At 28.0% G+C, this 14,611-nt stretch carries 14 protein-coding genes; 2 read left to right on the forward strand and 12 right to left on the reverse strand.

Annotated elements, in window-relative coordinates:
- Positions 1-11: 11 nt before the first annotated feature.
- The 11 genes from glgD to AC11VW_RS10700 form a co-directional block, all read right to left on the reverse strand.
- Positions 12-1,142: a glucose-1-phosphate adenylyltransferase subunit GlgD gene (gene glgD, locus AC11VW_RS10650; RefSeq protein WP_484301395.1), complete on the reverse strand. Its 1,131-nt coding sequence runs from the start codon at positions 1,140-1,142 to the stop codon at positions 12-14.
- 2 nt (positions 1,143-1,144) lie between these two features.
- A complete protein-coding gene (locus tag AC11VW_RS10655; RefSeq protein WP_484301396.1) occupies positions 1,145-2,299 on the reverse strand; it encodes a glucose-1-phosphate adenylyltransferase in 1,155 nt (384 codons plus the stop codon).
- A 51-nt stretch (positions 2,300-2,350) separates the two neighbouring features.
- Positions 2,351-4,378, reverse strand: coding sequence for a 1,4-alpha-glucan branching protein GlgB (gene glgB / locus AC11VW_RS10660; RefSeq protein WP_484301397.1), 2,028 nt, complete (start codon positions 4,376-4,378; stop codon positions 2,351-2,353).
- A gap of 420 nt (positions 4,379-4,798) precedes the next feature.
- A complete protein-coding gene (locus AC11VW_RS10665; RefSeq protein WP_484301398.1) occupies positions 4,799-5,794 on the reverse strand; it encodes an SPFH domain-containing protein in 996 nt (331 codons plus the stop codon).
- Positions 5,795-5,810: 16 nt separating this feature from the next.
- Positions 5,811-6,233 (reverse strand): NfeD family protein, encoded by a 423-nt coding sequence (locus tag AC11VW_RS10670; protein ID WP_484301399.1) that lies wholly within the window; start codon positions 6,231-6,233, stop codon positions 5,811-5,813.
- Between the two features lie 243 nt (positions 6,234-6,476).
- Positions 6,477-7,106, reverse strand: a complete 630-nt coding sequence (locus AC11VW_RS10675) for a hypothetical protein (RefSeq protein ID WP_484301400.1) — start codon at positions 7,104-7,106, stop codon at positions 6,477-6,479.
- A gap of 258 nt (positions 7,107-7,364) precedes the next feature.
- Positions 7,365-8,306 carry an ABC transporter ATP-binding protein gene (locus AC11VW_RS10680; protein WP_484301401.1) on the reverse strand — a complete coding sequence of 314 codons (942 nt, stop codon included), beginning with the start codon at positions 8,304-8,306 and terminating at the stop codon, positions 7,365-7,367.
- Positions 8,299-9,324 (reverse strand): ABC transporter ATP-binding protein, encoded by a 1,026-nt coding sequence (locus tag AC11VW_RS10685; protein WP_484301402.1) that lies wholly within the window; start codon positions 9,322-9,324, stop codon positions 8,299-8,301. The genes AC11VW_RS10680 and AC11VW_RS10685 overlap by 8 nt, the downstream gene beginning before the upstream one ends.
- Before the next feature lie 123 nt (positions 9,325-9,447).
- Positions 9,448-11,007 (reverse strand): ABC transporter substrate-binding protein, encoded by a 1,560-nt coding sequence (locus AC11VW_RS10690; RefSeq protein ID WP_484301403.1) that lies wholly within the window; start codon positions 11,005-11,007, stop codon positions 9,448-9,450.
- A gap of 86 nt (positions 11,008-11,093) precedes the next feature.
- On the reverse strand, positions 11,094-12,002 hold the full coding sequence (locus AC11VW_RS10695; protein ID WP_484301404.1) for an ABC transporter permease: 909 nt from the start codon (positions 12,000-12,002) through the stop codon (positions 11,094-11,096).
- A complete protein-coding gene (locus tag AC11VW_RS10700) occupies positions 11,986-12,972 on the reverse strand; it encodes an ABC transporter permease (protein WP_484301405.1) in 987 nt (328 codons plus the stop codon). Before AC11VW_RS10700 ends, AC11VW_RS10695 begins: the two co-directional genes overlap by 17 nt.
- A gap of 415 nt (positions 12,973-13,387) precedes the next feature.
- On the opposite strand from AC11VW_RS10700, the gene AC11VW_RS10705 reads away from it, so the two are divergent.
- Positions 13,388-13,828 carry a MarR family winged helix-turn-helix transcriptional regulator gene (locus AC11VW_RS10705; protein ID WP_484301406.1) on the forward strand — a complete coding sequence of 147 codons (441 nt, stop codon included), beginning with the start codon at positions 13,388-13,390 and terminating at the stop codon, positions 13,826-13,828.
- 5 nt (positions 13,829-13,833) lie between these two features.
- Positions 13,834-14,229: an HsmA family protein gene (locus tag AC11VW_RS10710; RefSeq protein WP_484301407.1), complete on the forward strand. Its 396-nt coding sequence runs from the start codon at positions 13,834-13,836 to the stop codon at positions 14,227-14,229.
- A gap of 56 nt (positions 14,230-14,285) precedes the next feature.
- Here the strand turns inward: AC11VW_RS10710 and AC11VW_RS10715 are convergent.
- Positions 14,286-14,611: transposase (locus AC11VW_RS10715; protein ID WP_484301408.1), on the reverse strand; the 326-nt coding region annotated here is incomplete at its 5' end.

Here is a 14,611-nt window from a genome sequence, read left to right on the forward strand (position 1 = left end):
TCCCCCTCTTACTAAATACATATATTTTTTTCTATAACAATAGGATAATTTTCATCTCCTCTTAATTCTTTTCCTTGAGCTAAGTTTATGTTTTTATCAAATATTACATTGTTTAATTCTGCACCTTCTCCTATAATACAGTTTTGCATTATTACAGAGTTTTCTATAACTACATCTTTTTCTATATGTACTCTTCTAAATATTGTACTATTTTTAACAGTGCCCTCTATTACACATCCACTTGCTATAAAAGAATTTTCTACTTTTGCAGTTTCTGTATATATAGTTGGTGATTCATTTTTTTCTTTAGTTAATATTTTTCTATCTGAATAAAGTAATTCTTTTGCAATATCTACGTTCAAAAGATCATTACTTGCTTCAAAATATGTTTGAACTGATTTTATGCATTTTAAATATCCATTATATTTATATGCTCCAATTTGCTTATATTTAACTAATTCTATTATATAATCTTCTAAGTATAGGTAATCTCCTGTATTTATTAAGTTATATATATCATCTATAAAGTCTGTTCTTTTCATTATATATGTTTCCATATATATATCTGCTCTATCAAATACGCCTATGTTACTACCTACATTTATAACTTTATTATTATTATCTAAGTTTAATGTCAAGTTTCCTTTAAAATCTGTATTTGCATTATCAATATTTTTATATATCATAGTTATATAATTATTAGATTTCTTATGGTATTTTAATGCTTCTGAATAATCCATATTACATATCATGTAACTTGGAGCAACTAAAATATACTCTTCTTCGCTTTTCTTTATATATTCTATATTACATAATATGTTATATATGTCCCCTTTTCTATATTGGTAAATATTTTGAGATTCTGTGTGTTCCGGACTAAATATAGATAAACCACCTTTTTTTCTACTTAAATCCCAATCTTTACCACTATCTATGTGATCTGTTAATGATCTATATTTTTCTTTAGCAAATATCCCAACATTAGTTATACCTGAGTTGACCATGTTAGAAAGAATAAAGTCTATAATTCTATATCTTCCTCCAATTGGAGTGGATGCTATTGGTCTACCATAGTTAAGTTTATTTATATTTGGATCTCCCTTTTTAGTTAAATTTATTAACCCCATACACTCATTTCTCATTGTTACATCCCCCCTTCTAACACTAGTTCATCCTTAATAACTTCGTATTCAGAAACCACATTTATTTCATCATTATTATTTCTTATAATTACATTATCTTCTATTATTGCGCCTTCTCCTATCATAGCTTTTTCTATGATAACATTTTTACCTATCGTCACATTAGGCATTATAACTGAGCCTTTTATCTTACTATTTTCTCCTACTGAAACACCATGAGATAAAACAGATTGCTCTACTGATCCTAATATCATACATCCATCTGCTACTAATGAATTATTTGTAACTGCATCTTTCCCAACATATTGGGGTGGCATAGCCATAGTATTTGTATATATTTTCCATTTAGGATCTTGTAAATCTAAAGTCTCTCTAGATTTTATAAGATCCATATTTGCGTCCCATAAACTTTGTATAGTACCAACGTCTCTCCAATAACCTTTGTATGGATATGCATACATACCTTGATTATCTTCTAGCATTTTTGGTATTAGATTTTTTCCAAAGTCTTCATAATTTAAATTTTCATTTTCAGATTGAACAAAGTAATCTCTTAGCATTTTCCAGTCGAATATATAAACTCCCATAGATGCTAAATTACTTTTTGCCTCACTCGGCTTTTCTTCAAATTCATATACACTTCCATCTGAATTAGTGTTCATTATTCCAAATCTTGATGTTTCATCCCATGGAACTTCTATTACTGCAATAGTTGCTTTAGAATTCTTTTCCTTATGATATTCTAGCATTTTACTATAATCCATCTTGTAAATATGATCTCCTGATAATATAAGAACATATTCTGGGTTATAGCTATCTATGAAATTCATATTTTGATGTATAGCATGTGCAGTTCCCTTATACCAATTTCCTTCTTTTTCATTCATATATGGTTGAAGTACATAAACTCCACCATTTATTCTATCTAAATCCCAATGACTTCCCATACCTATATGAGAATTTAAAATTAATGGTCTATATTGTGTTAGAACACCTACAGTATCTACTCCTGAATTAGAACAGTTACTTAATACAAAATCTATGATTCTGTACTTTCCCCCAAATGATACTGCTGGCTTTGCAATTCTCTTTGTAAATACTCCTAGTCTTGATCCTTGGCCCCCTGCCAAAATCATAGCTAACATTTCCTTTTTCACTATTTATCCCCCTTAAATATTAATTAGTTTATATTTATAATTGCTATATAATTATAGTTCTTGTCTTTTAATTATATTTTCTTTATTATTTGAAATTTCTTCTCTATTAAGAACTACTGTTTTTTTATTCTTTCCACCTATTAGTACCTTTTTATCTTTATCAACTTCAAATTTATTAATATTTATGTTTTTACCTTTTATAAATGTTGCTCCTAATGGAGGAACTTTTATTGTTATATGGTAATCTTTATTATGCCATTTTTCATGTTTAGCAAATAATTCTGCTCCATCCATGGTTTCTCCTGAACCCCCATATGCTTTATCATCAGAATTAAATACTTCTTCATATGTTCCTGCATGTGGAACCCCAATTTTATAATCGTAATATACTACTGGTGTAAAGTTTATTACTGCTATAATAAAATCTTCTGACTTTTTACCCTTTCTCATCAAAACAACTACACTCTGTTCATTGTTGTGTGGATCTATAAAATCAAATCCATCATAACTGGTATCTATTTCGTATAATGCCTTTTCATTTTTATATAAATTATTAAGACTCTTAACATATTGTTTCATTGCTATATGAGGCTCAACTTCTAATAATTGCCATTCTAAACCATATGCATATCGCCATTCTAAACCTTGCCCAAATTCACTTCCCATGAATAGTAATTTTTTTCCTGGATGAATCATATAGTATGCATATAGAGTCCTAAGTCCAGCAAATTTCTGCCATGGGTCTCCCGGCATTTTATCTAATAATGATTTTTTACCATGAACTACTTCATCATGAGATAATGGTAAGATAAAGTTTTCTGAAAATGCATACATAAAAGAGAATGTTATAAGTTCATGATGATATTTCTTATATACTGGATCCATTTCCATATATCTTAGGGTATCATTCATCCATCCCATATTCCATTTGTATGTAAATCCTAATGCTCCTTTATATGTAGGTCCTGTAACCATAGGCCATGAAGTTGATTCTTCCGCTACTATAATGGGATTATTTGTGTATTTATAAATACTTTCATTGAATTTTTTTAAGAAATCTATAGCTTCTAAATTTTCTCTTCCTCCATATTTGTTAGGTCTCCATTCACCTATGTCATAATCTAAGTACAGCATACTTGATACTGCATCTACTCTTATTCCATCTACATGAAATTCATTAAGCCAATATATTGCATTTGAAATTAAAAAACTATTAACTTCATGTTTTCCTAAATCAAAATGAGCTGTTCCCCATCCAATATTTTCAGCTTTTAATATGTCTTTATATTCAAATTGAGGTGAGCCATCAAATTTATATAATCCATGGTCATCTTTACAAAAATGACTATATGCAAAATCTACAATTATCCCAATTTCATTTTCATGACATTTATTTATAAATGCCTTAAATTCATTTGGTTTTCCATATCTACTACTACTACTATAATATCCTACTGTTTGATATCCCCAAGATTGATCTAATGGATGTTCTGTTATAGGCAAGATTTCTATGTGTGTGTACCCCATATCTTTTACATAATCTATCATTTCATATAGTTCTTCGTAAGAGAAAAAGTCACCGTCCCATTTTCGTTTCCATGAGCCTAAATGAACTTCATATATGTTCATTGGCATTTGATTAATATTTTCATCTATTTTTCTAGATTGCCACTTTTTATCATTCCACTTATATTTTTCTAAATCATATACAATAGATGCTGTATTCGGTCTTAGTTCTGAGAAAAATGCATATGGATCAGACTTTAATCTACTAACTCCATCACAGCCAACTACATTGTATTTATATGCATCTCCTTCTTTTATATCGTTCAGTGAGATGTTCCAAACTCCACTATTTCCTATATTTTCCATGGGATGAGAATTTTTACTCCAATTATTAAAATCTCCGACCAAATAAACCTCTCTTGCATTTGGAGCCCATACTGTAAAAGATAATATATAGTTTTCTCTGTCAATATGGCATCCCATAAATTTATAACTATCATACGATTGTCCTGATTTAAATTTATTTATATTATCAATTAGAATATTGTCATAATTTACTTTTTTATATTCCATAATATGAATATCTCGCCCCCCTTATTCTATCTCTCTATAGTATTTAATTATATATTAATACGTCTTATTATTCACAATCAAATTATAGTAAAATTCAGTCAATTAATTCTATATTTCAGCATAAAAAAACATATTGTAATACACGCACTCATATATATATATATTTCAGCATAATTTTTTTAATATTTCTTTTTTATACATTTGATTTTGAAAACGTTTTCTAATATTTCAATCTTTTTTATCACCTATAATCTAATTATTGTTATTTTTTTATCAATGAGCTTAATAATTCTTTTCTAATATCTAAGCTAATAAAATGAAACATCTTTTTTCATACTCCTTAATTAAAATTATAATAAGCCTCAAAATACTTTTATAGTATCTTGAGGCCTTATAATCTTAATCTTTATTTGTTTATTTTTATTTGTCTTGACCTAATACTTCTTTTATTCCCTTAAATGTTCCTAAGAAGTTCACTGTATCTGAAGGTAATACTAATTTAGTAGCATTTCCTTGAGCCACCTTTTCTAGTGCCTCTATTGACTTAAGCGCTAGTATATTGTCATCTACATCTGATTCCTTCATAGCTAAAAATACTTCTCTAAGCCCTTTAGCCGTAGCTTCTTGAACCTTTAATATTACTTCAGCTTCACCTTGTGCTTTAGCTATAGCTATTTGTCTAATAGATTCGGCCTCTCCTTGTGCATGTAATATGGAAGATTGCCTTTGACCTTCTGCTTCAAGAATCATAGCTTCTCTTTTAGCTTCCCCTCTTAGAATTGATGACTGCTTTTCACCCTCTGCTTGAAGTATAGATGATGCTTTACTACCTTCCGCTTGTAATATTGATTCTCTTCTTTCTCTTTCTGCTCTCATTTGTTTTTCCATAGCTACTTGGATATCATGAGGTGGCATTATATTTTTAAGCTCTACCCTATTTACTTTAATTCCCCATTTATCTGTTGCTTCATCTAATATTGCTCTCATTTTAGTATTAATTATATCCCTTGATGTTAAAGTCTCATCTAAGTCTAATTCACCTATTATATTTCTAAGAGTCGTTGCCGTTAAATTTTCTATTGCTGTAATTGGATTTGCTATTTCAAATACATATCTAGCTGGATCTGTAATCCTATAATAAACTACAGTGTCGATTTGCATAGTTACATTATCTTTAGTTATAACTGGTTGTGGTGGAAAATCTATTACATTTTCTCTTAAATCAATTACATAACTCATTTGATCTACAAATGGAACTAAAAAATGAACCCCTGTATCTGCTACTTTTCTAAACTTTCCAAGTCTCATTATTATTCCTACTTTAGATTGCTTTATTACTTTTACACAAGATAAACCGGTTACTACAACTACAATTATAAGCACTATTGGTAATGCTAATGATATTATTGATTCCATTATGTAAAATCCCCCCTTATTTTATTTTTCTAACTATTAATTTTACTCCCTCAATATTTATAACTTCTACAATTTCATCTTTTTTTATTACTTCTCCGTTTAAAGATCTCGCTGTCCATTCTTCACTATCAACTACCACTATTCCTGTTTTATTTGGAAGTATATTATTCTTAACTGTACCTGTTTTGTTGATAATAGCTTTTAAATTAGTATTATATTCATGAGTTTCATCTTTTTTTATTATATTCTTAGTTACTACCACTAGTAATGTTATCGATATTATTGCAAATATTATTACCTGCAATAATATGCTTTCTATAAAGCCACTTAAAAATATTAATATTACCGCACCTATACTGAACCATATCAATGTTAAACTTGGAGTCATAGCTTCACCTATGGCAAAAACAATTGCTACAAGTAACCATACTAATTTCATTTGTATCCCCCCTAACTTATATCTTTAAATTTATTATACTATACTTATATTACTATTATCTGCTTTGTAATCTTTTGTTACTATAAATATATGTTAGATATGTTTAGTTATATGTAAAAATACACGTATGTAAATAGTATAATCCCCTTATGGTAGACACTTTTAAAAGAGTATCGTATAATTATTCTAAAAAGCGATCATTGTAAGGGGATTATACTAGCTAGTCACATGTTTTTTGTTCAATTATTTTTTTTGTTCAATTATTGTTTTTGTTGTATCTATATCTTTAGCTATACATCTTTGGCTATTTACTCTTTCAGACATAAGCATTTCATTTATAATTCCTTTTAATTCACTTACTACTTTTTCTAACTCACTTTTATTAATTTCTTCTTTCTTATCATCATGTTCAATTATAGTTTTTGTAGTATCTATATCCTTAGCTATACATCTTTGGCTATTAATTCTCTCTGATATAAGCATTGTCTCTACTACTTTTTTAGCTTCTTGTACTAAATGCTTAATTTCTTTTTCTGTAAATTCTTTATCTTCATTTTTAGCATCCATTATTGTTTTTGTAGTATCTATATCCTTAGCTATGCATCTTTGGCTATTAATTCTCTCTGATATAAGCATTGTATTAGCCATCCCTTTTATATCTTCTGTCAATTTATGTAACTCTTTACCTATTTTATTTAAGTCTTCTTGATTTAATTCTTTACTTTCATCCTTATGGTCTATTATAGTCTTTGTAGTATCTAAATCTTTGGCTATACATCTTTGGCTATTAACTCTCTCCGATGCTAACATAGTACTTAATAATCCTGATAAATCTTCATTTAAACTTTTTAATACTTCATTTAATTTTTTCATGTTTATCACCTCGTTGTTGAATTTTATATCTTTTAATTATAATATTGAAACTTAATATTTATTATTTGAATTCTACGCTTAATTTATTTATAAACACTAAAAAAAGAAAAATTCAATTAGCTCATATCTTTCAACAGGCTGTAAATTAATTCAGTTACTTGAAAAATGTGTTTGCAAATTACTTTAATATTTTCGGTTGAGTTTTATGCGTAAAAAATGTGCTATTATTTTATTAAAATTATTAGCACATTTTTCATTTTATATTATATTAAGTTCTTGATCATACGTATATAGCTCTTTTTCAGATGCGTATACATAATGTCCCGAAGAGATTTCAATCCATTTTGGTTTATCTTCTGAGTAGTCATGTATACTGGGATTATATCTTATCTTTGTTCTTATTTTAGAATATTTGGGGTCTGGAACTGGAATTGCTGACAATAAAGATTTCGTATATGGATGTATTGGATTATTATATAATTCATTAGCTTCTGCTAATTCTACTAATTTTCCATTGTACATAACTCCTATACGATCACTTATATGCCTAACCATTGATAAATCGTGGGCTATAAATAAGCAAGTCAAATCTCTTTCTTTTTGTAATTTTTTAAATAAATTAACGATTTGAGCCTGTATAGATACATCTAGCGATGCAATTGGTTCATCTGCTATAATAAATTCTGGATTTATACAAAGGGCACGAGCAATACCTATACGTTGTCTTTGACCCCCTGAAAATTCTGTTGGATATCTGTTAATATAACTTTTATCTAACCCTACTAAACTCAACATTTCATATACTTTATTTAACCGTTCTTCTTTATTATTATATATTCCCTGTATTTTTAAAGGTTCTGCAATAATATCACCAACTGTCATTCGTGGATTTAACGATGAAGTTGAATCCTGAAATATTATTTGCATGCTCTTGTTTAAAAGCTTCTTTTCTTTTTTGTATATTTTCTTATCCGATATTCTATTTCCTTTATATATTATTTCTCCACTCGTCGCTTCATATAGTTTTATTATACTTCTTCCTAGAGTTGATTTTCCAGACCCCGATTCTCCTACTAATCCGAAAATTTCTCCTTTATAAATTTCAAAAGTTATATTATCAACCGCTTTTACAACAGTATTTTTATCTAATTTAAAATATTGACTTAAATTTTTAATTTCTAATATTTTTTCTTTATTCATTTATAATCACTCTCTCTCCCTTAGCTTTTATATATTTATTTACTTTAGGTGCATCTTTGTGTAATAACCATGTTGATGCGCTATGTGTATCACTTATCTTAAACATTGGTGGTTCTTCAAAGTAATCTATTTTCAAAGCATTTTCATTTCTTATTGCAAAAGCATCTCCCTTTGGAGTGTTTAGCAAATTTGGTGGCTCTCCAGGTATATTGTATAAAAATTCATTTTCTAATTCTAATGTAGGTAGAGATGACATTAGTCCCCATGTATATGGATGTTGAGAGTTATAAAAAATATCTTCTACTGTTCCTATTTCTACTATCTTTCCTGCATACATAACTGCAACTCTATCTGCTATTTCTGCAACTACCCCTAAATCATGTGTTATGAATATAATTGAAATACCTATTTTTTTCTGTAAATCTTTTATTAAATCTATTATTTGTGCTTGTATGGTTACATCTAGTGCTGTTGTAGGTTCATCTGCTATTAATACACTTGGATTACATGCAAGTGCTATAGCTATAACAATACGTTGTCTCATTCCACCTGAAAAATGATGCGGATATTGTTTAAATCTTTTCTCAGGATTATCTATTCCAACTAGTTTTATTAACTCTATAGCCCTTTTTTTAGCTTCTTGCTTACTTATTTTATTATGTATTAATATAGCTTCTGATATTTGTTTACCTATAGAAATAGTTGGATTAAGAGCAGTCATTGGATCTTGAAAAATCATAGATATGTCTTTTCCTCTTATACTATTCATATTTTTTTGTGATACTTTAGCTAAATCTTCACCCTTAAGAAGTACTTTACCATCTTCTATATATCCATTTTTAGGTAATATTTTTATTATACTTTTACAAAGGACAGATTTTCCACAACCCGACTCTCCTACTACAGCTAAGGTTTCACCCTTTTTCAAATTAAACGAAACATTTCTTACTGCTTGAACTTCTCCATCATCTGTTTTGAATTTTACAACTAAATTATCAACTTCTAATATATTACCCATGTAATCATCCCCTATACTATTTAAAGCTTAAAGGGTCAAAAGACCCCTTAAGCTTTTTTATAATGATAATAATCATAAATTATCTATTTGTAGATAATTACTTTCTAAACATTCTTTATTATATTATTCTATTGTCCAATCAGCTATATTCCAGAATATACCTACACCATGATGCCCTAAAACTGTTTCAGGTGTTATACCTTTTACATTGCTCTTTCCTACATATATTGCATCTATGTAAGATATAAATGTGTATGGCATATCTTTTACCATTTCTTCTTGGAATTCTTTGTAATACTTAACTCTATCTTCATCTACATCTGTTTCTCTAGCTTTTTGAAGTAATTCATCTACCTTAGGGTTAGAGTACATACTATAGTTTGAACCTTTATCAGTTCCAAATACCTTATATGTATGATCATCTGGATCAAATGGACTACCCCATCCTATTAAGAAACTGTCTTGATTTTCCCAGTCTACTTCAGCATTTACAGCTACTTTTACATCTGCTCCAATTTCTTTTAATTGTTGTGCACATATATTTGCCATATCTATTCTAACTTGGTCGCCTTCACCACATACTATTTCAAATGCTAACTTAGTTCCATTTTTTTCATATATACCATCATTACCTTGCTTCCAACCACTGTTTTCTAGTTCTTCTTTAGTTTTAGATGGATTATAATCAAATTTTTCTATATCAGGATTATTATATGCTCCAGCTTGAAGTGGAGAGTAAGCAACTTTACCATGTCCTAACAATACACTGTCTAATATAGCTTTTCTATCTATTGCATAACTTAATGCATTAGGTAATTCTCTATTTTCTTTAAATAAAGGTGCATTAAAATTATACATTATGCCTCTATAATCTGAAGTTTTCATTATATTCTCTTTAAAATCTTTATTTCCCTCAAATATTGACATATCTTTTGGAGTTACTTGAGCTAAATCTAATTCACCTGATTTTAATTGCATAGCCTTTGCTTTTACATCTACAACTATTTTAAATACAACTTTATCTAAACCAGGTTCCTTTTCAAAATAATCTTCATTCTTAACAAGAGTTATACTTTGTCCTTTATCCCATTTTTCCATTTCAAATGGGCCTGTTCCTATTGGACTTTGATTGTATGGATCTGTTGTTATATCTTTACCTTCTAGCACGTGCTTTGGTAATATACCAATTGTTAAATAATCAAGCATTGCTACGTTTGGTGCTTTTAAAGTTATTTTTATAGTAGTTTCATCTACTACTTCTATATTTTTTATGTCTTCATAGTTTGATGCTATTTCTGAAGCATTCTCTGGATTCATTATTGTCTCTAAAGTAAACTTAACATCTTCCGCAGTGAATTTTTTTCCATCATGCCAATTAACATCATTTCTTAATTTAAAAGTATATGTATTAGATTGTTTATCAAGCTCCCAACTTTCCGATAAACATGGAATTACTTTATTATTTTTATCGTGTGCTGTAAGTCCATTGAATATTAATGAATTTATTTCACCATGTTCATATAAAGCTGGATTTATACTTGTATAATCTCCACTTCCATAAACTAAAACTTTTTCGTCAGATGACTTCACTGAAGTATCAGCACCTTTACCAGTACTTGAGCATCCTGCCATTAAACTTAAAATCATTGCTAAGCTCATAATCTTTAGTTTCTTTAATTTCATAATTTTACCCCCTATTGTATATTTTCCCCTTTTTTATTTAAATAGATATTTAAAATACTATCTAGCATTTTATTTATAAACCTAACCTACAGGTTGCTTAATTTCTTGTTATTATTTTTTCTTATATAATTTCCTATATTAGTAATACAAACTAATGTAACTACTAAAAATATACCTGGTATCAATATTATCCACCACTGATTCGTTAATAGTGCTTGTTCTGCTAATGAAAGCATGCTTCCCCAAGATATAATTTCTAAAGGTAAACCTATTCCTAAAAAGCTAAGAGTTGATTCTGTTACAATAGCTGACCCAATATTAGTCACTACCATAAACATTATAGATGATATAAAGTTAGGTAATAAGTGTTGTCCCACTATATATATAAAATTACCTCCCATACTTTTAGCTGCCAATATGTACTCACTATTTCTTATTTGCCTTACTTCACTTCTTACTATCTTTGCAATATTCATCCAGCTAGTTATACCTATAACTATAGAAATAGAAATTGGCGTTGAGTTTCCTAGCATAGCCTGTACAAATATTATTATTAATATTGATGGTATGCTAAGTATTATTTCAGTAAATCTCATCATAATATCATCTATAATTTCTGAAGATGCTCCACTAATACTTCCATACATAATCCCAATAAATGTTGAAATTATTGTAGATAATATACCTATCAATAAAGATACTCTTCCTCCATACCATATCATTGAAAATATATCTCTTCCTCTTGAATCTGTTCCAAAGTAAAACTCTTTATTTGGAGCTACATTTGAATTTAATAAATCCATGTAAGATGGATTATGATTCATTACTGTTGATGAAAAAATACATCCTAACATTATTATACTTAGTGCAATTATTGATATATAAGGTTTATCTTTAATTTGGTTTATAAAAGTCTTGCTTTTTATTTTTTTATCATTTTCTTGGCAAATATAATTTTCTCCTACTATATCAAAGTCGCTATATTGCAATTTCACTGTTATCACCTCTATCATGTTTCATTCTAGGATCTATTTTATTATTTATAACTTGTGATAACATGTTTGCAAATACAACTAAAGTTCCTGTTAATAAACTTAAAACTAATAACATGTTATAGTCATGATACTTTGCACTTTCAAAACAAAGAGATCCTAGACCTGGATATGAAAAAACTTGTTCTACTACATATGTACCTCCTAATATATGAGGAACTGAAATTGCCATTATACTTATATATGTTGGCATTATATTTCTTAAACAATGTTTATACACTATAGCCTTATTGTGTAATCCTTTTGATTTACATAATAAAACATAATCTTCTCTTATTTCTTCTAATAATTTATTTCTTATCATATATGTATAATACCAAAGATGACTTAATATAAGAACTGATAATGGTAAAATTATATGTATTACTCTATTGGTTATATCATTTTCTTGTCCCATTGAATAAGCTCCGCTTGTTGGCAATATTCCTAAATTTATACTAAATATTAATATTAGTACCAAAGAAATCCAAAACGAAGGTATACAATTAGTTATAGTTCCTAGTTTACATATAAATCTATCTATTAGCTTATCCTCATTCAATGCACAAAATATTCCCATTATCAATGCTAAAATAAATGTTAATATGTACCCTAGACCACCTAGTATTATAGTATTTATATAAACGTCTTTTATAACTGTAGACACATCTTGTTTATATTTAAAAGATATTCCAAAATCCCCTTTACATACATTAGATATCCATTTTCCATACTGAATATATATTGATTCATCTAGTCCTAATTTGTCCATAGCATGTTGCTTTTCTATAGTGCTCATTCTTTCTACGCCTTCTCCATAATAAGATCTTAAAGGATCTCCTGGAGACAATCTTGCCATATAAAATACAATTATTGATAATAGGAACATTACTCCTATAAACTGAATTGCTTTTTTTAATATACCCCTTAACAAAATAATCCCCCTCATTTATTTGAATATAAAACTTCTATTAATACAAAAAAGCCATAAAAGTATACACTCACTGTGTAAAACCTTCATGGCTTTGATTTCAATAGTTATTTTTTTGTCTATTTATTATTACAGTCTAATTTTAGCATTATTTGCATTAAATGTAAACTAATTTCATATATTTTCCAAAAATAATTTCCATTAGCTAAATTAATAAAACTACAATCAAATAAATAACTTCAAAAATCACGATATAGCGAAAATGTAAAAACTTAATTAGAGCATATATATTTAAAAATATTTACTATTTTAAAATGATTTGCATAGAAACCATTGACTAAATATATATTTTATAATATATTAGTTCGTATAGAAACTATTTTAAAATCAGTTTTTATTATGAATATAAATATTCGAGGTGATTTTATTGAATTCAAATTTTGATAGTTTTAGAATTGCAATGTTACTAAAAGAAATTTATTCTAAAACAATGTATTCTATTGAAGATAGTTTTAAAGAAAATGGTTTAACTCATCAGCAAGTTATAATTATTAAATTAGTTGCACACAATCAAGAAATGACAATATCTGATTTATGTCACGAAATGTCTTTAGCTAAAGGAACAGTTTCTGGTATAGTAACTAGGCTTGAACAAAATGGGTTTATTGAAAAATTCAAAAAAGAAAATGATAAAAGAAATACTTATTTAAGATTTACTAATAAAGGAAAAGAATTTGCTATTACATTCAGACTTAAAATTCAGAAAAGCTTTGATAACATATTTAAGGATTGTACAGAAGAAGATTTAAATGAATTAGTATCAAATTTAAGAAATATTTTATCTAAAATTAAGGAGTGATAATTATGGATACAAAATTAATAATGGCTATAGTATTTATTACATCAGCTCTTGTTATTTATACAATAGGTGTTTTTGGCGAAAGAAAGGCTAAAACATTAAACAAAAAACATATACTAACATTCTGGTGTGGTTTAGTTTGTGATACATTAGGAACTCTAACAATGGGTGAAATAGCACGTAGTTCTTCAACTATCGCTACATCATCTTTTACTCAAAGTTTACATGGAGTTACTGGTTTCTTAGCTATAGTACTTATGCTATTCCATGCTATATGGGCAACTTATGTACTATTTAAAGGTGATGAAGAAAAGAAAAGATTTTTCCATAAATTTAGTATAGTAGTATGGGCAATATGGCTTATACCTTACTTTATCGGTATGTTTATAGGTATGATGTAAAAAATGCACTCATTTTAGATATGACCCTGTCAAGTAGACACTCATAAAAAAGTACCTTAGGCGGTAAGTTTTCTGTATTCAACAGGACTCATGCCGCTTTTTATTTGTATACGCTCATTATTATAAAAATAAATATATTCATCTATAAGTTTGGTAATTTCATTAGGATTTTTAGTATAAACTAAGTATAGAAGTTCAGATTTCATATGACTAAAAAAACTCTCAATAGGAGCATTATCCCAACATTTTCCATTACTAGACATAGATTGCTTTATACTATTCTCTTTCAGTTGAGTTGAGTACTGTTTACGAGTATATTGAAATCCTTGATCAGTATGTAAAATACAATTATCACTTAAGTTCATCTTAGTAAGTTTATCTA

Source organism: Romboutsia sp. (assembly GCF_056995035.1).